Genomic DNA, 23,690 nt, shown 5'->3' on the forward strand with positions numbered 1-23,690 from the left:
ATAACATTGGTAGGACCAGTTAGCATGCAGCAGAACCAAAGGCGCGTGCATAGCTGCGCGGGTGAAAGCGCAGATTGAGCCCGATCAGCCCCAGCGTCACGACGCCCTGCATCAGCCAGACGCTGGCAAAGCTGTGGGTGAGCACCTGCAGCTGACCGGCAATAAACGGCATGCAGCCGGCGATGATGAATCCTGCGCCCTGCATGAAGGCCACCAGCCGCGCGCCTGCCTGCGGCTGCGGCAGATGATCGAGCGCCAGCACCATCGCCAGCGGGAACGCGGCACCGAGACCGAAGCCGGCGATGGCGGCCCACAGCCACGGCGCCAGCAGCGGCGCAAAAAGAAACCCGCTCATCCCGGCCAGCTGACACAGCAGACTGACAATCAGCTGCGGACGGCGATCGGCACCGCGCGCCAGCAGCGGCATCAGCAGCGCGCCGGCAACCTGGCTCAGAATCATCACGCCCAGCAGCGAGCCGCCGGCCTGCGCCGACCAGCCCAGCCGGTGATACGCATCCGGCAGCCAGGCCACGCAGGTGGCATAGCCGCCGTTGACCAGGCCAAAGCTCAGCGCCAGCGACCAGGCGCGCGGCTTACGCCACAGCGGCGGCAGCGTTACCTGCGCGGCATCCGGCGCGGCAGGCACGCGCACCAGTAGCCACAGCAGGATAGCCAGCAGCACCGGCAGCGCCCAGCCGCTGAGCGCCAGCGGTACGTCAAGCTGCGCGCTGAGCCACGGCGACAGCGCAGCGCCCAGTCCGCCGCCGCCCATTAGCGCGCCCGCCCACAGCCCGGTGACCGCCGCGCTGCGCCGGCTAAAACGCTGTCGAATCAGTCCCGGCATCGCCATCTGCACCACGCCGACGCCGATGCCAGCAAACAGTGCGCTGAGCACCAGCCCGCTGCCGCTGTCGATTACGCCGCGCGCCGCCAGCGCCAGCAGCAGCAGCGTCAGCCCGGCCAGCAGTAAGGGCTTTAAGGCCACGCGCTGCATCAGCCTGGCGCTGAACAGCGCCACCGCGCCCATCATCACCATCGGCACCGCCGGCAGCAGCGAGGCGGCCAGCCCTGACAGATGCAGGCTGTGGCGCAGCTGGCCCAGCAGCGGACTGACCGAGGTCAGCAGCGGGCGCATGTTCAGCCCTGCCAGCACCAGCGCAGCCAGCGTTAACGTATTGGCATGTCGGTTCATAACCCATCCTGCAGTGAAAAGGTTGTCAGCATCGCAGCAGACAGTACTATTTGGAAATGAAATAACACCATGATGGGCAGTGGATAAATGAATCGTCAGCCAATGTTTACGCCGCAGCAGCTATTGAGCTTTGTGGCGGTGTGCGAGACCGCCAGCTTTACCCGCGCCGCCGAGCGTGTGCACCTGTCGCAGTCGACGGTCAGTCAGCAGGTACGGCGACTGGAAGAGATGGTGGGTAAAGCGCTGTTACAGCGCACCTCACATCAGGTGGCGCTGACCGAAGAGGGAGAAAAATTGCTCGGCTACGCGCGGCGCATCATCGCCCTTAACGGCGAAGCGCACGATGTGCTGAGCGATAAGTGGCGCGACGGCATTGTGCGCATTGGTGTGCCGGAGGATTTTGCCGCCCCGACCGCCAGCCTGCTGGCCGGATTCAGCCGACAGCATCCGCAGCTGCGTCTTGACGTGATGAGCGGCATGTACGTCGATTTGCATCGCGCATGGCAGCGTGAAGAGCTGGATCTGATGCTGATCAAGCAGCCGGGCGGCGATCGCCCGCTGGCCGCCCGGCCCGAGCCGCTGCTGTGGCTGGACAGTGCTGAACATCCCTGCTTTGACCAGACGCCGCTGCCGCTGGTGGTGTTTCCGCAGCAGGGGCTGTATCGCGAAGAGATGTGTCAGACGCTGGATGCGCTCGGCCGCAGCTGGCGCATCAGCTACAGCAGCGCCAGCCTGGTGGCCCTCGCCAGCGCCAGCGCCGCCGGTCTCGGCCTGACGCTGCTGCCCGCCAGCTGCCGCCTGCCCGGTCACCGCGTGCTGGGCAGCGCTGAGGGTTTACCAGTGATCAGCCATTTCGAGCTGGCGCTGTTCTGCCGTAAGCCGCAGGATGCGCTGCAACAGGCGCTGGCCGCTGCGCTGGTGCAATTCTGCCAGCTACAGTGGCAGTGATTTTTCCACTGCCAGGCAGTGGGAAATATCGCAGCGCGGCGGCGTCGGTTTTGCCAGATTAGGTTTTTTCCTTTTGCCTGGAGTTTCCGATGCCTCTGACCGCTTCCAGCCGCCGTGATTTTCTCAGCCACGGCGTCCGCCTTACTGCCGCAGGCAGCCTGATGATGGCTGGCATGAGCAGCGCCGCCCGTCCCGACACATCACTGGTCTCGTCCACACCGCCGCCTGCCGTGGCGCACTATCAGCTGCTGAATGTGCGCCTCGAAGAGGGATTTGAGCGCGACGGCGCGGAGATTGTCGCCACCCGCACCGCGCTGTACGACATCACCATTAAAGAAGGCAAGTTCAGCGCCATTAGCGCCGCCGGCCAGGCGCGCCAGCCTGCCCTGCCGCAGTGGGATGCCGGCGGTGCGCTGCTGTTACCGCGCACGCGGGACATGCACATCCATCTGGATAAAACCTTCTACGGCGGACCATGGCAGGCACCGCGCCCGCGGCAGGGCAAGACCATCATGGATATGATTGCGCGCGAGCAGGTGCTGATTCCCCAGCTGCTGCCAACCTCGCAGGCGCGCGCCGAAGCGCTGATTGGCCTGCTGCAAAGTAAAGGCAGCACCGAAGCGCGCAGCCACTGCAATATCGATCCGGTCAGTGGCCTGAAAAGTCTCGAACATCTGCAACTGGCGCTGGCCAACCATCCGGCGTTTCGCTGTGAGATCGTCGCCTTTCCGCAGCATGGTTTGCTGCATTCGCAGGTCGATGGTCTGATGCGTGAAGCGATGCAGCTCGGCGTGCAGTATGTCGGTGGGCTGGATCCCACCAACGTGGATGGTGCCATGCAGGCTTCGCTTGATGCGATGTTCCGCATCGCGCTCGACTACGATCGCGGCGTGGACATTCATCTGCATGAGACCAGCGCCGCCGGCGTGGCAGCCATTCAGTACATGATCGCCACCATCGCCCGTAATCCGCAGCTGAAAGGCAAAGTGACACTGAGCCACGGTTTCGCGCTCGCCACGCTGGAAGGTAAGGCGCTGGATGAGATCATCGCCGGCATGGCCGAACAGCAGATGAGCGTGGCGTCAACGATTCCGATTGGCAAGCTGACGATGCCATTGCCGCAGTTGCAGGCAGCGGGCGTGACGGTGATGACCGGCACCGACAGCGTGATCGATCACTGGTCGCCGTTCGGTACCGGCAGCATGCTGGAGAAAGCCAATCTGTATGCCCAGCTGTATCGCGGGTCGGATGAGTTTGGCCTGAGCCGCGCGCTGCATATCGCCACCGGCGGCATTCTGCCGCTCGCCAATAGCGGTGAGCGCCAGTGGCCGCAGCTGCAGGATGAAGCCAGTATGATGCTGGTCGACGCCAGCTGCTCGGCGGAAGCCGTGGCGCGCATTGCGCCGGTGCGCGCTACGTTCCAGCGCGGCACGCCGGTATTCAGCGCCTGAAGGCGCATCGCAGCCAGCACCAGCACGCCAGACCCGGCCAGAAAAAAGCCTCCCGCAGGAGGCTTTGGAAGGTGACACCGGCGCGGCAAGCCCGATGATAATGCTGGATTTAAGACAACATCTGAATCGCCAGCGCATACAGGCGCTGGTGCTCATCGTCATTAACAGGCTCTTCTTCCGCATAACAGGCAATCATGGAGCTGACTTTATCGGAGGATAACGTCTCTCCATGCAGATGCAGCGTTAGCACGGCGCGGCCGACGATTTTCAGAACGTCTTCGTTTTGTCCCTGGACATAGTGACTCAATGAGGTGACCTCTGAAGTAATTATTAATTGCCAAATGGCGCGCTAAATATAAAGCAAAGCGGTTAGGATTTTTACTCAGATTTTCCGCGTAACAGGTAACATATAAGCGAAATCTTACTGAAAATAGCCGTAACATGCGGCGATATTGCCGCTTACCTGCCGCTAATATCATTTTTCCCCTCGAAAAAGCGTTTTTACCGTTCGTGCTGCCTGGTGTGAAATTCGGAACATTCATTAAAACTTTGCGATAGTTGCACCTCATCATTGACCTGACAAAGCGCAACGACTGACTAATTTCACAACGTGATTATTACCGCAATTGCCGTTGCCGATAGGCCGCCTTTCTGCCAGACTGGCCGCCGCTATTCCTGCTACTACCTGAGATGCTCCTGTGACTGCTTTTTCTACCCTGACGCAACTGCCTGCCAGCCAACTCGACAACCTGCGCGAGATGGGCTTCGACGCCATGACGCCGATTCAGGCCGCTTCCCTGCCGGCCATCCTTAGCGGACGCGATGTGCGGGCGCAGGCGCAAACCGGCAGCGGCAAAACCGCCGCCTTCGGTATTGGCGTGCTGAACCGCATCGACAGCGGGCGTTTTCATACCCAGGCGCTGGTGCTGTGCCCGACGCGTGAACTGGCCGACCAGGTCAGCAACGTGCTGCGTCAGCTGGCGCGCTTCACCCGCAACATCAAGATCCTGACGCTGTGCGGCGGCCAGCCAATGAGCGCGCAGCGCGACTCGCTGGTGCACGCGCCGCATATTGTGGTCGGCACGCCGGGGCGCATCCTCGATCATCTCAAGCGTGACAATCTCGATTTAAGTCAGTTGCAGAGCCTGGTGCTGGATGAAGCCGATCGCATGCTGGAGATGGGTTTCCGCGACGATATGGAAGCCATCATTGGCTTTACGCCGGATTCGCGTCAGACGCTGCTATTCTCCGCCACCTGGCCCGATACCATTGCCAGCCTGAGTCAGCGCTTTCAGCGCGATGCGCTGGCAGTAGCGACCGAAGCGAAGTCGGAACTGCCAGCGATTGAGCAGCAGTTTATTGAAACCAGCGCCAGCGAGCGTATCAACCTGCTCAGCGCCCTGCTCAGCCAGCAGCAACCGGCTTCCTGCGTGGTGTTCTGTAACACCAAATGGGAATGCGATGAGATTGCAGCCGCGCTCAACGATCGCCAGATCAGCGCGCTGGCGCTGCACGGCGATCTGGAACAGCGCGATCGCGAACGCGTGCTGATTCGCTTTGCCAACGGCAGCATCCGCGTGCTGATCGCCACCGACGTCGCCGCGCGCGGCCTCGACATTAAATCGCTGGCGCTGGTGGTTAACTTCCAGCTGGCGTGGGATCCGGAAGTGCACATTCACCGCATTGGCCGTACCGGCCGCGCCGGCGAACAGGGGCTGGCGGTCAGCTTTGTGGCGGCCGACGAAATGGTGCGCGCCCATGCGCTGGAAGATTACCTGCAGCAGAAGCTCAACTGGCAGCCGGCCAGCACGCTGAAAAGCAAAGGCGCACAGCCGCTGCCGGCGGCAATGATGACGCTGTGCATTGACGGTGGGCGTAAAGCCAAGATGCGTCCCGGCGATATTCTGGGCGCCCTGACCGGTGAAGCCGGTTTCAGCGGCGATCAGATCGGTAAAATCGATCTCACCCCGACCCATGCGTATGTCGCCATCGACGCCGCACAGGCGAAGAAAGCACTGATCAAGCTGAAAGAGGGCAAGATCAAAGGCAAAAGCGTGCGCGCGATTCTGCTGAAGTAACTGTCGTGAGCGTGAGGGCGATCGCCCTTACGCTAAATTTTCATCGCCCTTCCCTTCATTTTTTTCCTCCGCTGCCGATAAGTTAATCATGGCGCTATTGCCCTGCCCTTTACTCCGCCCAGATTCTGCCCCGAGGCCACAATGGATAATTTTCAGAAAGAGATCGATGAACGCGCCAACCTTGCGCTTTCTAACAAATTCGAACTGCTGCTGTTCCGGCTGGGTTCCGATCGGCTGAAAGGCAAGTCTGAGCTGTACGGCATCAACGTATTTAAACTGCGTGAAATTGTGCCAATGCCGACGATTACCCGCGCCGCCGGCATGAATTCACCGCTGCTCGGCATGGCCAGCATTCGCGGCCAGTTTATTCCGGTGATCGACCTGCCGGCAGTAACCGGCTGCAAACCGGAAACCGGCCTCAACCTGCTGCTGGTCACCGAATATGCGCGCAGCACCCAGGCATTTGCCGTGGAATCGGTGGAGAACATTGTGCGTCTCGACTGGAATCAGGTGCACACGGCGGAAGCGGGCATCGGCAGCCGTAACATCACCAGCATCGCCTGTCTGGACACCGACGGTCAGAGCAACAATCTGGCACTGGTGCTCGACGTCGAGCAGATTCTGTATGACATCATTCCCTCGGTGCGTGGCGTTGAGCCGAGCGAAGAGACGGCGAAGAATTTCAACCTTAAACCCGGCCAGGTAGCGATTGTTGCTGAAGACTCTAAAGTGGCGCGTCAGCTGCTGGAACAGGGGCTGAAAAGCATGGGCATTCCGGCCATCATGCACAATACCGGGCTTGAAGCGTGGATAAAAATCAGCGAGATGCAGAAAGAAGCACAGGCTAACGGCGAGTCGATTCACGACAAAATCGCGCTGGTGCTGACCGACCTCGAAATGCCGGAGATGGACGGCTTTACCCTGACGCGCAACATCAAGCGCGACGACGCGCTGCGGCAGATTCCGGTGGTGATTCACTCTTCGCTTTCCGGCAGCGCCAACGAAGATCACGTGCGCAAAGTGGGCGCTGACGGTTACGTCGCTAAGTTTGAAATCAACGAGCTTTCCAGCGTGATTTATCGCGTGCTGGAGAAGAAGCGCTAAGCGCTTGCCCCGATTTTCCCCTCAGGCGCGATGTTCGCGCCTTTTTTGTGCCCGCTCGCCAGCCTTCAGCAGCGTTACCGTAACGGCGTATTTATCCTGTCTTACTGATCTATTAATCGTCTGAGGTCACCATGAATGGTGACCCTACAGGGCCTCTGCGCGTTTTTTGCAGGGTGCAGTTTATTGCGCATTCCGCCACGGTGCGGAAAATGAAATGCGCGATGAATCGCGCCGCTACGGTTTGTGCGACGGGATAATGCGGATATCCCATCCGCAATGAATGATGATGGCGCAACGTATCGCGCAGATATTCCTTTCATGTGATGCCGCTGATAACCGCACGGTTGACTGATATTCCTTCCATGTGATGCCGCTGATAACCGCACGGGTGGTAGCGGCGCAATTTATTGCGCATTCCGCCACGGTGCGGGAAATGAAATGCGCGATGAATCGCGCCGCTACGGTTTGTGCGACGGGATAATGCAGATATCCCATCCGCAATGAATCATGATGGCGCGACTTATCGCGCAGATATTCCTTTCATAGGATGCCGCTGATAAGCGCACGGGTGACCGACATTCTTTTCATGTGATGCCGCTGATAACCGCACGGGTAACTGATATTCCTTCCATGTGATGCCCTGATAACTGCACGGGTGGTAGCGGCGCGATTTTTTGCGCATTCCCCACGGTGCTGGAAATGAAATGCGCGATGAATCGCGCCGCTACGGTTTGTGCGACGGGATAATGCAGATATCCCATCCGCCTCTGCGCGTTTTTGTAGGATGCGCAATTTTGCGCACCGACATAGGCCGTGACGCCAGCTAATTACGACCAGTGATTAATCAACCTTAAGCCCTCTTAACCGTTTTGTGACAAATCCCTAAAAAATTAAAGTTAAAACATTAGCAACCGATAACTTTAGCGCCTGCGCTGGTGGCGCCAGACCCGTCTCGTCGCAATGGCAAAAAATCTTTCCTTTACACATCATCGACATATTGCAGACTCGTCGTCTGCGTTTCCGTTTTAATACAACAGCATTCTGGCATTGCGGGGAGATCCAATGTTGAGCTTAAAGAATATGAAGGTCGGCGTCCGCCTGGGCATCGCCTTTGGTTTAGTGGTGGCACTACTGGTGGTGATTGGTATCACCTCAATCATGAAGATCAACAACATCAAGAGCGGCATTACCTCGATTGTGGAAGATCGCTATGTAAAAGTGCGGCTCGGCTTTGACGTGCGCGATGGCGTCAACGATCAGATCAAATACCTGCGCGGCATCGTCATCGATACCACCCGACCGCAGTTCAACGTGCAGCGCTTTCAGCAGCTGGCAGACGCCACCGCCCGCACCAATGCGGCGATGAAGAAGATCGAAGCGATTCAGATTACCGCCGTAGGCAAAAAGAAAATTGCCAGCCTGCTGGCTGCCAGTCAGCAGTTTGAACAGCAGAAAAATGAGGTACTGGATTTGGTGCGGGCCGGTAAAGCCGATGACGCCAGCTACTACGTACTGAAAAAAATTACCGCCGTGCAGAATGCCTACCTCGACCTGGCGGTGGCGTTTGCTGATTCCCAGTCCTCGCAGCTCCAGCAGGAAGGCGCCGGCATTATTGATGATGGCACCACGGCGATTGAAGTCACGCTGGTGTTCTCCGCGCTCGCCATTCTCGCTGCCGTGGTGATGGGCTGGCTGCTGACCCGTTCGATTGTGCATCCCCTGAATGAAGCGGTGACCATCGCCAGCAAAGTGGCTGCCGGCGATCTTAGCTCGCGCATTGAAATACGCAGCAAAGATGAAACGGGCGCGCTGATGCAGGCTCTGCAGGCAATGAACGATAACCTGCTGACCATTGTTTCCGATGTACGCGCCGGCTCCGACACCATCGCCGTGGCGTCCAACCAGATCTCCAGCGGCAACATCGATCTCTCTTCGCGCACTGAACAGCAGGCCAGCTCGCTGGAAGAGACGGCGTCCGCGATGGAGCAGATGACCGCTACCGTGAAGCACAACGCCGACAATGCGCGCGAAGCCAACTCGCTGGTGGCGAAAACCTCCGGCGTCGCCAAAGAAGGCGGTGAAGTGATGGAGCAGGTGATTGTGAAGATGGAGGCGATTGCCCTCTCCTCGAAGAAGATTGTCGACATCATCAGCGTGATCGACTCTATCGCCTTCCAGACCAACATCCTGTCGCTTAACGCGGCGGTCGAAGCGGCGCGCGCCGGTGAACAGGGTCGCGGATTTGCCGTTGTCGCTACCGAAGTGCGTAACCTGGCGCAGCGTTCTGCCTCCGCGGCGAAAGAGATCAAAGTGCTGATTGAAGACTCGGTGGCGAAGGTGGATGAAGGCAGCCGTCTGGTGACGCACGCCGGTTCAACCATTGGTGAGGTGGTCAACAGCGTAAGCAGCGTAGCGGAGATCATGAGCGAAATCACCATCGCCAGCAGCGAACAGAGCAGCGGCATCAGTGAAATCAATCAGGCCATTACGCAGATGGAAGCGGTGACACAGCAGAACGCCGCGCTTGTACAGGAAGCGTCCGCTGCGTCTCAGGCGCTGCAGGAACAGGCCGACCGTCTGGCGCAGTCGATGAGCGTGTTTAAAACCGCTGCGGTTTAAAACAGACAGCCCCGTTCTGCATGCGTCAGACGGGGCCGTTCAGTGTCGCTGGCGTTGTCATGGCGGTGCGCATCGGGTCCGGCGCACCGCGTCCTGCTGTTAATTCATCAGCGAATAAGCGATGGACGAAATCGCCAGAATCCCCACCAGCACCACAAACAGGTTGCTGATTTTGCCGCTGTACTGGCGCATCGCCGGGACTTTATGAATAGCGTACATCGGCATCAGGAACAGAATCATCGCAATCACCGGCCCGCCCAGCGTCTCAATCATGCCGAGAATGCTCGGGTTCAGAGTGGCAACCAGCCAGGTAGTCAGCAGCATAAACAGCGTGGTCAGGCGATTCATTTTCTGCGGCGTGATGGTTTTGCCGCGGCTGCGCAGCGACTTCGCCACCATGCCGTTGAAGCCTTCACGCGCGCCCAGATAGTGGCCGAGGAACGATTTGGTGATGGCCACGATGGCGACAATCGGCCCCATCCAGGCAATCATCGGCACGTTAAAGTGGTTCGCCAGATAGGACAGAATGGTGATGTTCTGCGCCTTTGCTGCCTGTAAATCGGCGGGCGACAGGCTCAGCACGCAGCTGAACACAAAGAACATCACGGTCACCACCATCATCAGATGGGCGCTGGCGAGAATGCGTGAACACTTCTTCTCCGCGCCGGCGCCGTACTCGGCGCGTTTCGCCACGGCAAAAGACGAGATAATCGGCGAATGGTTAAAGGAGAACACCATCACCGGAATCGCCAGCCACAGCGTCATCCAGATACTGCTGTCGCTGCCGCTTTGCGCAAACGATAAGGTCTCCAGCGCCGCGCCGTGCCAGTGCGGCACCAGATACGCAGCCAGCAGCATCAGCACCGCCACAAACGGAAACACCAGCACGCTCATCGCTTTGACAATCATCTGCTCGCCGAAGCGCACCACCGTCATCATGCCAGCGATCAAAATCAGTGACAGCAGTGCACGCGGCGGCGATACCAGCCCGAGCTGGTGCACAATAAAGCTGTCCACGGTATTGGTGATCGCTACGCTGTACATCAGCAGGATCGGGTAGATGGCAAAGAAGTAGAGCAGCGTGATGATTTTACCGGCGCCGACACCGAAATGCTCTTCCACTACGTCCGTGATATCCGCACCGGGATTTTTGCCGGAGAGCACAAAGCGCGTCAGCGCACGGTGCGCAAAGAAGGTCATCGGGAAGGCGAGAATCGCCATGATGAGTAACGGAATCAGCCCACCCGCGCCGGCGTTAATCGGCAGAAACAGCACCCCTGCGCCAATCGCGGTGCCGTACAGGCCCAGCATCCACACCGTATCACTCTTGCGCCAGCCGGTTGCTGCCGCCTCCACCGTACCAAGGGTACCGGTTTGTGAGTTATCCATCTGTCTCTCCAAAATTGTCTCAAATGCAGCCGGAACGACGGCTAAAAATTCGCGGCGGCCTGCAGCGTGCGGTCGCTTCACAAAACGCGCCTATGCTACCCGTTTTTGCCCGGCGTGGATTGCCGCAACGCAAGACATGCATCACAAAGGCGGTAAAAATGCGCGAGATGGCGATAAAAGCAACAATAACGCACGAAACACGCACGCAATCGATTGCCTGGGCGCTATTTGACCTGAGAAGCGTCAGGAGTGCAAGACACAGCGCAAAGTGGACGTGAGCGGGAGAATGAAGTGCGGGGATGTTGCCAGCAGCAGAGCGCTAAGGAGGAAACTCCCCCGGCAGCTAGCCTCGGGCAATGCAGCACGTCGCCAGAGGATAACGCCGGGAGAATTGAAAATCAGAACGCCCGCATTCTGTAGAGGGCATAAAGGAAATAGTACGCTGTGAGAGTATTCAAATTCATAATCATGTACTTCAGTTTTTCATTTTTATTCAGCAGCGTAAAAATACCCTTAGAATATTTTCCGCGCTTGATTTGATTAATTTCCTGCGCAATATCGGCAGGTGAAAACGAGGCGTGATACATAGCGGTGACAATCTGCATATCCAGTGCCAGCACGCGTTTCGAGATTGCTTTTAAAAAATGGTCGAGATTACCCGACGCGTACTTTTCCACAATCGAATCGTACAAATCGGTAAGCGACTGTTTACGCACTTTCAGTTCGCTGTACTGCACTTTACGTTTCGACAGCGATCCCGCCACATCCTCATAATGATAAGCCGCGCCTGGGGTGATCAGAAAATTACTGACGCAGCTGAAAAACTTCAGGTTAAACAGCAGGTCTTCACTCATCGAGACGCCTTCCATGAAGCGCAGATGAAGATCGTCAATAATCTGGCGGCGATAACATTTATTATGCAGATAGCCAATGTTGTCGCTCATCTCCAGCTCGCCCAGCACGTAAGGAATATCCTGCTGACTGAAGAATCCCGCCTGCGAGACTTTGCCGATACGGTTGTCGTTGAGATTGCCAACCATTAAGTCCACCGCTTCGGCCGGCCAGGCATTGAGATTGAGTTTGAAACTCATCAGGAAGTTATCGTCAACCCAGTCATCCGCATCGAGAAACAGGACATATTCCCCGCTGGCCTGCTGCAGCCCGCTATTACGAGCCGCACTGACGCCCGCGTTAATTTGATTTAGCACCGTAACCTGCGGATAGTGAGCAAACTCCTGCAAAATCCGGGCACTGTTATCGCGACTGCCATCGTTAACAACAATTATTTCATAGCTACTGAAGGTTTGATTTAATACGCTTTGCAGCGTACGCCGGATAGTGTTTTGCGCGTTATAGACGGGAATGATAATACTAAATAGCGTTTTTTCATTCATGATAAACTCTCTTTACTGTCTGAGGTTTTGATAGTGCTAAAGAGCTGCCATAGTTTCCTGGGGTTGAAAAAGATCAGATGAATACGCATGACCGGCTGTGCCGGGAAAAAGTAATTCAGCAGGGAGAATGATAAAAACTCGGTTAATACCACGCTCATGGCGGCACCGGTTAAGCCGAAATGCGGCACCAGCAGTAGCGACGACAGCAGGCAAATCACTAATACCGCGAAGGTTTTCTTCACCAGATAGCGGTAGCCGTTATATTTAATGATGAAGCGATCCATGACGCTGCTCAGCACCGCGCACATCGCACCGAGGCTGAGTAATAACGTTGGCGCGACGGCATCAAGATATTGCTCACCGTAGAAGTCACGAATAAACCAGCCCGACAGCAGCCAGATCGCCACAATTACCGCAGCGGAAACGCCAATCACCAGCAGATGCAGTTTCTGCGCTTTGACGATCGCCTGCTGGTCATTCCGCTCGGCAAAAAATGCCGGATAAAACGACGCCAGCAGCGCGCTGGGTAAAAATACCCAGGCGGTCGACAACGTCAGCGCCACGGAAAAAATGCCCGCCTCTTTCACGCCGAGAAAATAAGAGACGCTGATTTGATTCACGCGGGTATAGAGCGCAACGGCAATCGCAGAGAAGATCAGCGACATGCCGGAAACCAGCATGTAGCGCGAATACTTTTTCACGTGGCGCAGCGCCGGAAGCGGTGCACGCCGCTCATACAGCAGAAACAGCGTTAACTTGATGGTGAAAGGAATAAAGGTGGCGAGCACAATCGGAATCGCCAGCCAGGCCGGTTCCAGCTGGTAATAGGAGATCAGAAAGCGCACCGTCAGGCTGATCGCCAGGCCAATGACGTTGGCAATCACATTGAGACGCGCGTTGAGCCTCGCTTCGTTGTAAATATTGACCAGGTCAATGGATGAGAACAGGCAGGCAATGGCTGCCGCGCAGATAAAGACCAGCGCGTCGGCGCTCCACTCCTCTTCCATAATCGCCATGCCGACAATCGACAGCACGCAATACAGCACCAGTACCAGCAGGAAGGTCGCCATCATCAGGCGCAGGCCGGAATGATGATTCTGCGCGATGCGTTTCAGCAAAATCACATCGCTGCCCATCAGTGCGATGGTCTGAATAAACTGAAATACCAGCATGGCGATGGAGATAATGCCGAAGGTGGTGGGCCCGACGTATTTCGCCACGTAGGAGGTGACAAAGATCAGGCCGAATACCGCAATCAGCTTTTCGGCAATCATCCACATGGAGTTTTTTAATTTGTCTTTCACAACGCCTCCGGTGCGATTATTTCTCTGCCAGCCGGCGCAGCCGTGAAACCAGGCGCGGGCTAATGAAAAACAGCGCAAAATACAGGCTCCACGGATTAAATAGCGGTCCGGCGGAGCACCAGCTGCGGAAACTGCGGCGATAGAGCGTGATGTATTCATCAATAAAGGCGCGGCTCAGGCTGTCGCTGTGCAGCCCTTTGTGGATGTAAGACGCCGTGACTTTTAAATAGAGGTGGTAATAGCAGCGATAATGCTGGCTCGATAAAAACGCCTTCATGCCGCTGAACGAGCGGGCAAAAGAGAAATGTTTTTCCCGCAGCGCCGAACGCGTGGCGGAGTGCGTAGATTTAACGTAGTGATAAACCACCCGCTGCGTCATCACTACCTGGCGATCCTGTTGCAGATGCAGGTAGTTCATGACAAACAGCAGGTCTTCGAAATTGGCGATCTCTTCGTTGAACCGCAGCCGGTGCTGACGAATGACGTCGCCGCGAAACACCTTGTCGCAGATACCGTGGCGCGGGTGGTAATAGAGCAGATCGTTAATCGCCGCCGACACCGACAGCGCGTGCGCCTGTTCACGGTTGGCGGGAAAATCCAGCGGGGCGCCGTCCGGGTTGAAGTGTTGTGACTCGCCCACCACCATCGCCGTTTCATCACTCATCAGCCGCACATACGTCGAGAAGGCCTGGGGCGGCAGGAAGTCATCGGCGTCTAAAAAACACAGCAGCCGGCCGCGCGAGGCGCGAATGCCCCGGTTGCGCGCCGCCGAGACGCCCGCGTTGGCCTGGCTGATAAGGTGGAACTGCGGATAACCGGCGTAACGCTGCAGGATCGCCAGCGAGTCATCGCTGGAGCCGTCATTAATAAAAATGGCCTCAAAGCGAACCTCATCCTGCTGCAGCAGGCTGTCGATGCATCTTTCCAGATAAGCTGCGGCGTTATACACCGGCACAATGACGCTAATCAGCACGTCGTTAACGGGAGTTTGCATATGACCTCAAAACATAATTTATTGGGGGTTGAACCCGCCGTGACAAAATAAAAATCGATACTGAACCGTTAATGCTTAACGTTTAACGGCCTATGCTTTCATCCGGCTTAACATTAATACACCGCTGTTTTCAGAGTTTCCTCAGCAAAATATGACCGCCGGAACACGTCTATTTTTTGCTGGCGGCAGATAAGAATTTCGCTATATATTCAGGTCAGGTTTATCTGGCGATTTAAAGGATAAAAACCGCAGGCTACCGCCCCTGGCTTACGGCGCCCAGCGTGCTGGAATTCTCTTTGGTGCATTTTCAGGCGTAAAGAGGGGGCGCTGCACTCCGCAGAGTACAGTGATTTATCAGCCAGTTAGCCCCAACGCTTCCTGCACAGCAACGTATTTATTGCGTTGCTGCCGGGTAAAACATTTATCAGATAGAGGTTTATTCGTTATCCTGAACGGCGCTACCTCTCCAGCTATTTTTTGCCGCATCAGGAGAACGGGAACTGCCGACCGCGGTTGAAAAGGTGCATCTTTCGACGGGCCTTCGCAACGAGCGTCACGACATTAACGATATTTGCTGTATGCCCTGCACTTTTATTACGCCGCGATGTGTGTTGCGCGGCGCGGGGTGCAAGTGGCGTTAATTCAGTCCGGCTATCGCAGACGGACTGCAAATGGCACAAGGCCCAAAATTGCGATCTGATTCAAAACTTTTACCGCATTCTTACCAGGCGCAGTTATAAGGTCAATGCCTTCCAGACCAAAACGGAATTTACTCACTCGCCCCGCCACAATATTTCGCGCTGACTGATTAGCATGGATAAAGCGCAACCGCGGCGATTGATAAGGGCGGCGCGCGCTGCTGACCAGGAATAAGAGCAGGGAAACCGGCGGATAAGTCCAGTAGCGTCCTAAGCGGTTGTTATCGCAATGGGTTACGCCCTCTCCGCTTCGCTTAAACAGTAATAACCTTTATTCATTCTGCTGACCTGCTATTTTTAGTAGTCGTCAAGCCCTGCCTCTATAAATTAGCGCCGTGCGAAAAAATACAGATCCTTACCGCATCACAAACTCAACTTAGCGCGATTTCATGCTGCTTATTTTAACAATCAGCGCTTCGCTGACGTGACTTAGGCCAAATATTTTTTTAAAGAAAGCCGGTAAATGCCGATAACGCTATCAGTGTATTTATCAGTGAGCCCGGAAATGATCAGCCTGCAAACCAATCTGTCTGCCCTCAACGCCAGCAAGCAATCTGCCAGAAGTGGCGCGGCGCTGGGCGATGCGATCCGCCATTTATCGTCGGGTATGCGCATCACCAGCGCGCGTGACGATGCGGCAGGTCAGGCGATTGGTAACCGTTTTAGCAGCCAGCAGAACGGCCTGGCGGTGGCGCAGCGTAATACCGGTGACGGCCTGTCACTGGTCGAAACCGCGGAAAGCGCGCTGGATGAGATTAATAACCGCCTGCAGCGGATTCGCCAGCTGGCGGTTCAGGGATTAAACAGCACCAATTCGCAGAGCGACTCAGACGCCATTCAGGCGGAGATTAACCTCAATCTGAAAGAGATTGACCGGCTCAACACCAGCAGCAGCTTTAACGGTATCAGGCTGCTGGATGGCAGCGCCGGTAAGCTGGGATTCCAGGTGGGCGCTAATGACAACGAGAAAATCAGTCTCGACCTGTCGGCGCCCGGCTTCAGCGTGGAGGCACTGGGACTTAAGGATTTGGTGATCAGCGGCATCAGCGGCAAAGTGACCAATGTCACCACCCTCACCGGCCTCGCCACCAATATGGCGTTCAGCAACCCGGCGATTACCGTGAACTATCTGCCCGCCAGCGGCTCACCGCAGCTGGTGCGCAGCAGTGGTGATAACCGCCAGTACGTGCAGAGCAGCGACGCCGCCGGCAAGCCGGTCTATTATCTGGCCGCCGTCAGTGCGCGCTGGGATACCGCCACGGCTGCCGGTAACGTCTCGATTAGCCGCAGCAATCCGGCGCCGCTGTACAGCAACGTCAGCAGCATTGCGTCGCGCACCATCCCGGCGGTTAATTTTCAGGACAGCAGTGGCAGCGCGCTGAGCACCACGCCCGCAGCCACGTTAACGCAGGATAATGGCCAGTATTATATTGAGCAGAACAACAGCTGGTATCCGGCCACGCTCAGCTTTGGCAGCAGCGGCGCGGTAACGGCACGCATGACCGGCGGTGCCGCCAAATCCGACAGCGATTTCGCGACCCTGCCGACCACGGTGACCGACACGCCGGCGATCGACACCAGCACCGCCAGCCTTAGCTTCAGCGATGCCAGCGGCAACGCGGTGAGCAATGGCCGTCTGCTGCGCAGCGGCGGGCAGTATGTAATGGAAGTGGATAACGGCGGCGGTAGCTACCAGTATTACAACGCCGCCGTCAGCGCGACCTCGGATGGCACCAGTAATGCCCTGAGCATCGTCGCGACCAGCGCCAGCAGCATTAACAGCTTCAGTGCGGTAAACAGCGTGACCGGCACCTCCTACATCACGCTCGATCCGGCCAATGTGGATGTGCGCTATACCGATGTCGACGGCAACAGCAGTAATGATGTGCTGAAACTCGACGCCGACGGCAATTACTACATGGATGTGCCGAACGGCAATCTGGATAAAACCGCCACCTTCGTCCGCAGTGACAGCAGCGGCAACCTGATGCTGAAAACCCTGCAGGGCGTGGGTGACGTGCAGATTTACTTCCAGGCGGCTTTGTCGTCAGTGACCGATGCCTCCACCAACTTTACGACGCTGCGCGTGGCCGAGACCGGTTCAGAGATCCGCCTGAAACATCCGGACGATCCGCTCGCCACGCTGGATCGCGCCATCGGGCAAATCGACAGTCAGCGCACCCGTCTGGGCGCCGTTGCTAACCGGCTGCTCTCGGCGCAAACGTTGCAGGGTAACGCCACCGCCGCGATTGCGGCATCGCGCTCCCGTATTGAGGATGCAGATTACGCCACGGAAGTTTCCAGCCTGTCGCGTCAGCAAATTCTGCAGCAGGCCAGCAGCGCCCTGCTGGCGCAGGCTAATCAGCTGCCGCAGCAGGTGCTGAAGTTACTGAACGCCTGATAAAGGGTGTCATCCGGCTTCAGGTGAGGCAGAAGCATTACGCTGCTCACGCACAAATTCGCTGAGCGCCCGCAGTGCCGGCGGCACCAGCCGGTGTCCTGGATAGTAGAGGCAGAGCGCACCGAGGGGCACCTGCCAGCCGGGCAGCAGGTGCACCAGTCGGCCCGCCTGCACATCCGCCGCGACCTGCTGTTCCGTCATGCAGGCAATGCCCAGACCCGCCAGCGCTGCCTGGTGGATGGCGCTCATGTCGCTGGCCGCCATACGCGGCTCGCCCTGCAGCCGATAACGCTGCTGCTGCTGGCTCAGCTCCCAGCGGTAAACGCTGCCGTCCGCCATACGCATACACAGGGTTTGATGCTGATCGAGCGCCTCTGGCGTCTGCGGTGTGCCCGCGTGTGCGAGGTAGGCTGGCGCGGCCACCACAATCATGCGCATTTCCGGCGTCAGCCTGACGGCAATCATATCGCCCGGCACATCTTCTGCCAGCCGAATGCCGGCATCGAAGCCGTCGGCCACGATATCCACCCGCTCTTTCTGGCTGTAAATATCGACGCGAATGCGTGGATAGTGCTGCAGGAACGGCAGCAATATCGATGCGTACCATAGCGCGCTGCTCTCGGGCGGCACGTTGAGACGCAGCATGCCGGCCGGATCGCCCGGATCGCTGCCGGCTTCCTCAGCCGCGCTGCGGATCATCGCCAGCGCTGGCACAATTTTCTCGCTGAAACGCCGTCCGGCATCGGTCAGCGCGACGCTGCGCGTGGTGCGGTTGAAGAGCCGCACGCCCAGCCGTTTCTCCAGCGCGGCAACCGCATTGGTCACCGCCGAAGGCGACATCTCCAGCTCGCTGGCCGCCGCTTTAAAGGTGCCGCGCCGCGCGACCGCCAGCACAATTTCCAGTTCAGTCAGACCTGTCCGGTTCATCAATTATTCCGTTTCGCGCAATACCCTTTGCAGGCGGAGGCGGATTATCGCCGCCGGTGGTGCGTGCTACTTTGCCGCCACGCAACATGCAAAGGAGCATAGCCATGCACATGATTGAACACATCTATATCAACGGCCAGTTTGTCACTCCTGACGGCGATGAATGGCTGGATATTATCAAACCTGCCGACGGCAGCGTAATCGGTAAAGCGCGTCTGGCCAATGCGCAGGATGCTGAACGCGCAATTGCGGCAGCCGCGGCGGCGTTTCCCGCCTTCGCCGCGACCACGGTGGCGCAGCGCATCACCCTGCTGGAACAGATGTACCATGCGGTTAACGGAGCCGAAAGCGAGCTGCGCGCGGCGATCCTTGAGGAGTACGGCGCGCCCACCGCACGCTCCGAGTGGATGAGCCGCTATCCGGCTGACGTGATTCTGCAGGTAATTGAAGAGCTGAAACGCTATCCGTTTGTACAACAGGCAGGCCGCGCGCAGGTGCAGATGCTGCCGCTCGGCGTTGCCGGCCTGATCACACCATGGAACAGCAACGCGGGCTTTATCTGCCACAAACTGGCGACCGCGATTGCCGCAGGCTGTACCGCCGTGATCAAACCCAGCGAGTTCAGCCTGTTGCAGACCCAGGTGATCACCAGGGCGCTGCACACCGCCGGTTTGCCTGCGGGAGTGTTTAATATCGTCACCGGACGCGGTGCCAGCGTCGGTGAAGCCCTGAGCCGCAGTCCGCAGGTGGCAAAAATCTCCTTCACCGGCTCGACCGCCACCGGCAAAGCGATTTTGCGCAGCGCCGCCGACACCTTTAAACGCGTCACGCTGGAGCTGGGTGGTAAATCACCGACGCTGATTTTGCCGGATGCCGATGCCGCCCAGGCAGCCGGGCTGGCGGTGCAGGCTGGCTTTATCAACAGCGGCCAGGCCTGTATTGCCGGCACGCGCATTCTGGTACCGGAGCAGCGCAAGGCCGAGTTCGAACAGGCGCTGACGGCGGCGGTCGCTGCGGAGATCTCCGGCGATCCGGCTGACGCGCGCACCACTATCGGGCCGATGGTTAACGAGAAACAGTGGCAGCGCGTGCAGCACTATATCGCGCTCGGCGAGCAACAGGGCGCGCGCCTGCTGACCGGCGGCAGCGGCCGCCCGGACGGACTGCACCACGGCTGGTATATCCGCCCGACGCTGTTCAGCGATGTCACCAATGAAATGCCGCTGGCGCGCGAAGAGATTTTTGGCCCGGTGCTGAGCATCCTGACCTACCGCGATGAAGCCGAAGCCATCGCCATGGCCAACGACAGCGATTACGGCCTGTCGGCACTGGTGATCGGGGCGGATGAACAGCATGCGTGCAACGTGGGAGAACAGCTGATCGCTGGCCGCGTGATGATCAACACGCTGGCTCACGAACCACGCGCGCCGTTCGGCGGTTTCCGCCACTCCGGCATCGGCCGGGAAATGGGTCAGGCGGGTATCAGCGCGTTTCTGGAACCGCGGGCGCTGATTGCTGAGTAGAGAGGGTTACAACATTTTAGTATGGTTATGTGTAAGCGTTCAAAGAATTGATTAGACTGATGCCGGAATCAGAAAAAAAACAAATCCAGTTACGTTATTTATTTTAATTATCAAATAGTTCTTTATTCACATCCAATCTCGATTGCAAAACGCTAAATTTATAAATTCGTAGGCTGTACTGTCTGTGCAGCCATACGAAACTGCAGCCTTATCAAAGTAAAGCTCACAATTCTTCCATCATTTTCCTGAGAAATGTTCAGGATATTTCACTACGACACGCCCACTAAAGGCAATCTTATCTGCCCACTGAATTTTTTCGATAATCCTATATACCAACCTTCTTGAGCACCATGGCTGCGGATATAATTAGCTCTTATTGGAACCTTAAGATATTTTAACTTCGAGAGAACATCTAAATGCTGTAGTGATGATGAAAAAATCTAGTTGTGGATATTGCTAAAAAGATCATTATGAAAAGTCTGACACTCGATAAGGATGTGCAGATATAATTTAAAAAATGTCAAAGCAATAGCCATGTTCAAGAGCTTGTTATTTACCAGTGCGCAGCTAATTTAACGATCACAAAAAAAATATGAAAAAGCCCCTGCTGACCGAATGAAAATTATAAAAATAAAAACCAACCGTATAAATATATCAGATTGCAGATTTTTATGCGCCCGAGAAATTACCGGACGCAACTATTTATCAAAATTAATTCACATTAGAGTTAACAACTTTTACAAATAGTAGCTAGGAAATCCTTCATTATATAACAACCCCCACCAATAAAAAGATTCTTTTATGTCACCATTATTTGCAGCATCGCGCGCTTTCTTAGCCCTTTTTACTGCGGAAGTTAATTTGGAAATAGCATCATCTTTTTGATGATTAGTCTGACAAGGATGTATGTAACCTGCTACTCCCATAGGATCTTGCATTGCGGCCAAATTATTATCGAGAAGCATGCAAAGCACGCGTTCCACATCAATATCAAAAACAATTAATGTCTCTTGGTCAGCATATTTAGCAACTCTCATTTCTAAATAAAAAGATTTAATTGGAACATTTTGGTAGTATTTCCATGCTTTTATAAATCGGATTAACTTTTTTACTTTCCCACCATGTTTATTATCCACATCTCTAACGTAGGCGTTATGAGCATCTGGGCTAATCCTCATCCAGTCATCATTTCCGTCCGCAATCTCATACACTTTAAATCCGTTATTATCATTTATATAATCTGCGACTACAACTTCAGTATCCTCCGAACGATATGTTCCAAACGGACAAACAACAGCAGGGCTACTTACCCGAACATCTGTATTAGGAAAGCGAATACTCAAAGCATTCTTGACTTTACTTAAGGAATTAGTCGAGTTAGCAGTTAACTGGCCAGTCGGAATACATGCCAGGTAATCAACATCACTGTAACCAGAAATATCAGTTCCATTACCGAACGAACCGATCCTTATAAATCTTTTCAATCCAAAGTTATTTTTCAAACAAGCCTCTATTGAAGCTCGATGAGACTTTGCAGCAATGCTCTCAGCTACAGTTGTTTTTATCTTATCATGAAAATCACAAAAACCTTGATCAATTGTACGTGGCATATAATACATCCTTATCAAATAAAACCACTAACGAGCTAACTCATCGCCTAAATATACACGTATAGTAACAACTTGGTTGTATAATAATGAATAAAGGTTAACCTAAAACCTTTTCATTGATTCAGATCAATAAAAATTCGTAAAGTTCTGATCATTTAAATTTTTCAAAATAGCAATCAAAATGTTGTTTAAATTGCTCCTCATTTTTCGAACGGAAACACTTATGAATCATATCTGGTACAGGTTGATTACTAACTCTATGGGAGTAAATTTCATCCTGAATAGAACGGATAATATATTCCACATCTCGTTCGTCTTCTTTTTTATCAGCAAGGTAAGAATCAATGTTTTTCTCAATGATTTCATTTACACGAATGCATCTTTCAATGGTTGACTTATTATCTTTTAGTTGCAAATAGAAATGCCTAAAAAAAGGAAGCAAAAATACAATGTAAAATAAAAACTCACTAATCTTCATATCACAGTAAAAACCATACCCTATCAACAGTAATGCAGATAATGATAGAATAGATAAGAGAATTCGATTCAGAATAATTCTTTGAGATAAATCCCAACCAATATTTTCATTCTGACATAGCAAAGCGGCTGCATTTTTATCAAACTCGTACTCCTCTTTAAAGTACCAATTTTCAAATATAGTTTTCGCCTTTTTTTTGCGAAAGTATCGTGAAGATTTATGTATATCTAGTGAACTAACTTTCTTGCCTACCTTAACATCATTCCATTTAATCGATAACACATAGCAATCAAACATCTCTTGAATTTTAGCAGCTTTCCTTTTTAGTTCAGTAACCATACCACCTGTGACAATAGTAAATAATAGCACAGCAATACCATAATACCCAAGATAAGGTATAAACTCCTTGTTATTTACAAATTCATATCGGGATGCAAATATTTTAGCCAATGAAATTAACACAGGGACAATCACACTAAAAACAAAAGTTATTTTGTTGATAAACTTAGCATTAGAATATAATCGCCTCATGGCCATTAATTTATACAATGACTCATTTTCATTCTGCTTAAGATAAACTGAATTTATTTCCATGTTCTATTCCAGTTACAACCCTACAAAAGATAAAGTTTCCAAAAGATTTTTATAATACAATATCATCAACTAATTTATCAATACTCTAACATGCCTTCCTAAACCTACAAGCAATTCCAGTACTCAGCATCATATTTATACAAATTGCAGATATCTTTAACATCGCTACATATATGTCTTAACACAGCCTCTGCCACATCTTTTAGACACTGCGACCGCGATAATCGTGTTTGTACTGTACGACGTAGATTTTGCGGCGTCCAATAAGTTATATCAGGCATTGATCACTTTCACGAAAAATCCATGATTTTTTAGTTAGGTATTTCTGCTAAATTGGGTCATTAGTGAACTGTGAAGGGTACAGATATTTGTCAGAGAAAAGTAGTAGTAGCTTTAGAAAATCGATTGCCTGAACAGATAACTTAAATTAGCGTTTAATACATATCTGGATCTCTTGCAGATGATTGAATCCTTTTTCAAGATCGATGCCCCCGTCGCATAATACAGGTACTACTTGGCCTTAATGTAAAGGCCAAGAAGCATTACGCGATCCCCTTCGGATGCTTGCGAAGCTGAGACAAGGTGATGAATATGGCGTTTGCTACAGTGGCAACATCGAACAAGAGGCGAATGGCATCGCCACTGGAGATGTAGCCCTGAGCCTTGTCCACTGCATGAGTGATCTAAGGCGCTACGTTCACCAGCTGTGCGACTACGATACCGTTAGTAATGGTTGCGTCAGCGAATTCTGCAGCAGGCCAGGAGCGCCTTACTGGCGCAGGCTAATCAGCTTCCTCAGCAGGTGATGAAGTTACTGAACGCCTGATAAAGGGCGTTATCCAGCTTCAGGTGAGGCAGAAGTATCACGCTGCTCACGCAAAAATTCGGTGAGCCCCCGCAGTGCCGACGTTACCAGCCGGGCAGTAATTGCAGCGACACATATGGATCGAAAGCTTAGACGATATACTTTGTAACCTTCAAAGCCC

17 protein-coding genes are annotated in these 23,690 nt (G+C 54.5%); 8 read left to right on the top strand and 9 right to left on the bottom strand.

The window, feature by feature from the left end; translation table 11 throughout:
• Nucleotides 1–19: 19 nt before the first annotated feature.
• Nucleotides 20–1,192, bottom strand: a complete 1,173-nt coding sequence (locus tag F3I21_RS06460) for a cyanate transporter (RefSeq protein WP_150058515.1) — start codon at nucleotides 1,190–1,192, stop codon at nucleotides 20–22.
• 87 nt (nucleotides 1,193–1,279) lie between these two features.
• Between F3I21_RS06460 and F3I21_RS06465 the strand changes: the two genes are divergently transcribed.
• Both F3I21_RS06465 and F3I21_RS06470 read left to right on the top strand, forming a co-directional pair.
• A complete protein-coding gene (locus F3I21_RS06465) occupies nucleotides 1,280–2,140 on the top strand; it encodes a LysR family transcriptional regulator (protein WP_031279666.1) in 861 nt (286 codons plus the stop codon).
• A gap of 89 nt (nucleotides 2,141–2,229) precedes the next feature.
• Nucleotides 2,230–3,591, top strand: a complete 1,362-nt coding sequence (locus F3I21_RS06470; protein ID WP_058757999.1) for an amidohydrolase family protein — start codon at nucleotides 2,230–2,232, stop codon at nucleotides 3,589–3,591.
• 109 nt (nucleotides 3,592–3,700) lie between these two features.
• On the opposite strand, the gene F3I21_RS06475 is transcribed toward F3I21_RS06470, so the two are convergent.
• Nucleotides 3,701–3,898, bottom strand: coding sequence for a hypothetical protein (locus F3I21_RS06475; RefSeq protein WP_010618157.1), 198 nt, complete (start codon nucleotides 3,896–3,898; stop codon nucleotides 3,701–3,703).
• Nucleotides 3,899–4,289: 391 nt separating this feature from the next.
• On the opposite strand from F3I21_RS06475, the gene dbpA reads away from it, so the two are divergent.
• The 3 genes from dbpA (at nucleotide 4,290) to F3I21_RS06490 (ending at nucleotide 9,392) form a co-directional block, all read left to right on the top strand.
• Nucleotides 4,290–5,669 carry an ATP-dependent RNA helicase DbpA gene (dbpA, locus tag F3I21_RS06480; RefSeq protein ID WP_150058516.1) on the top strand — a complete coding sequence of 460 codons (1,380 nt, stop codon included), beginning with the start codon at nucleotides 4,290–4,292 and terminating at the stop codon, nucleotides 5,667–5,669.
• 141 nt (nucleotides 5,670–5,810) lie between these two features.
• A complete protein-coding gene (locus F3I21_RS06485; RefSeq protein WP_021507259.1) occupies nucleotides 5,811–6,773 on the top strand; it encodes a chemotaxis protein in 963 nt (320 codons plus the stop codon).
• A gap of 1,062 nt (nucleotides 6,774–7,835) precedes the next feature.
• The gene (locus F3I21_RS06490; RefSeq protein WP_058758001.1) at nucleotides 7,836–9,392 is read left to right on the top strand and encodes a methyl-accepting chemotaxis protein; all 1,557 of its coding nucleotides are present in this window, start codon (nucleotides 7,836–7,838) and stop codon (nucleotides 9,390–9,392) included.
• Between the two features lie 99 nt (nucleotides 9,393–9,491).
• On the opposite strand, the gene F3I21_RS06495 is transcribed toward F3I21_RS06490, so the two are convergent.
• From F3I21_RS06495 to F3I21_RS06510, 4 genes are all read right to left on the bottom strand, one after another.
• Complete coding sequence (locus tag F3I21_RS06495) at nucleotides 9,492–10,781, bottom strand: HAAAP family serine/threonine permease (protein ID WP_021507261.1); 1,290 nt, start codon at nucleotides 10,779–10,781, stop codon at nucleotides 9,492–9,494.
• Nucleotides 10,782–11,179: 398 nt separating this feature from the next.
• Nucleotides 11,180–12,175 carry a glycosyltransferase family A protein gene (locus tag F3I21_RS06500; RefSeq protein WP_141496669.1) on the bottom strand — a complete coding sequence of 332 codons (996 nt, stop codon included), beginning with the start codon at nucleotides 12,173–12,175 and terminating at the stop codon, nucleotides 11,180–11,182.
• Complete coding sequence (locus tag F3I21_RS06505; protein ID WP_058758004.1) at nucleotides 12,172–13,479, bottom strand: oligosaccharide flippase family protein; 1,308 nt, start codon at nucleotides 13,477–13,479, stop codon at nucleotides 12,172–12,174. The genes F3I21_RS06500 and F3I21_RS06505 overlap by 4 nt, the downstream gene beginning before the upstream one ends.
• Nucleotides 13,480–13,495: 16 nt before the next feature.
• Nucleotides 13,496–14,473: a glycosyltransferase family 2 protein gene (locus F3I21_RS06510; RefSeq protein ID WP_150058517.1), complete on the bottom strand. Its 978-nt coding sequence runs from the start codon at nucleotides 14,471–14,473 to the stop codon at nucleotides 13,496–13,498.
• Nucleotides 14,474–15,676: 1,203 nt separating this feature from the next.
• Here F3I21_RS06510 and F3I21_RS06515 point away from each other — a divergent pair.
• Nucleotides 15,677–17,572 carry a flagellin gene (locus tag F3I21_RS06515; RefSeq protein ID WP_190286073.1) on the top strand — a complete coding sequence of 632 codons (1,896 nt, stop codon included), beginning with the start codon at nucleotides 15,677–15,679 and terminating at the stop codon, nucleotides 17,570–17,572.
• Between the two features lie 9 nt (nucleotides 17,573–17,581).
• Here the strand turns inward: F3I21_RS06515 and F3I21_RS06520 are convergent, their stop codons facing one another.
• Nucleotides 17,582–18,499 carry a LysR family transcriptional regulator gene (locus F3I21_RS06520; protein ID WP_150058519.1) on the bottom strand — a complete coding sequence of 306 codons (918 nt, stop codon included), beginning with the start codon at nucleotides 18,497–18,499 and terminating at the stop codon, nucleotides 17,582–17,584.
• Nucleotides 18,500–18,603: 104 nt separating this feature from the next.
• Here F3I21_RS06520 and F3I21_RS06525 point away from each other — a divergent pair, with 104 nt between their 5' ends.
• Nucleotides 18,604–20,022 carry an aldehyde dehydrogenase family protein gene (locus F3I21_RS06525; protein WP_150058520.1) on the top strand — a complete coding sequence of 473 codons (1,419 nt, stop codon included), beginning with the start codon at nucleotides 18,604–18,606 and terminating at the stop codon, nucleotides 20,020–20,022.
• A gap of 737 nt (nucleotides 20,023–20,759) precedes the next feature.
• Here the strand turns inward: F3I21_RS06525 and F3I21_RS06530 are convergent.
• Entirely contained in the window at nucleotides 20,760–21,632 is an 873-nt protein-coding gene (locus tag F3I21_RS06530; protein WP_150058521.1) for a nucleotidyltransferase, read from the bottom strand.
• 151 nt (nucleotides 21,633–21,783) lie between these two features.
• Nucleotides 21,784–22,704, bottom strand: coding sequence for an S-4TM family putative pore-forming effector (locus F3I21_RS06535; protein WP_150058522.1), 921 nt, complete (start codon nucleotides 22,702–22,704; stop codon nucleotides 21,784–21,786).
• 733 nt (nucleotides 22,705–23,437) lie between these two features.
• Between F3I21_RS06535 and F3I21_RS23565 the strand changes: the two genes are divergently transcribed.
• A complete protein-coding gene (locus F3I21_RS23565; RefSeq protein ID WP_150058523.1) occupies nucleotides 23,438–23,530 on the top strand; it encodes a flagellin in 93 nt (30 codons plus the stop codon).
• Nucleotides 23,531–23,690 lie beyond the last annotated feature (160 nt).

The organism is Pantoea sp. B_9 (assembly GCF_008632015.1).
Classification (GTDB): Bacteria; Pseudomonadota; Gammaproteobacteria; order Enterobacterales; family Enterobacteriaceae; genus Pantoea; species Pantoea dispersa.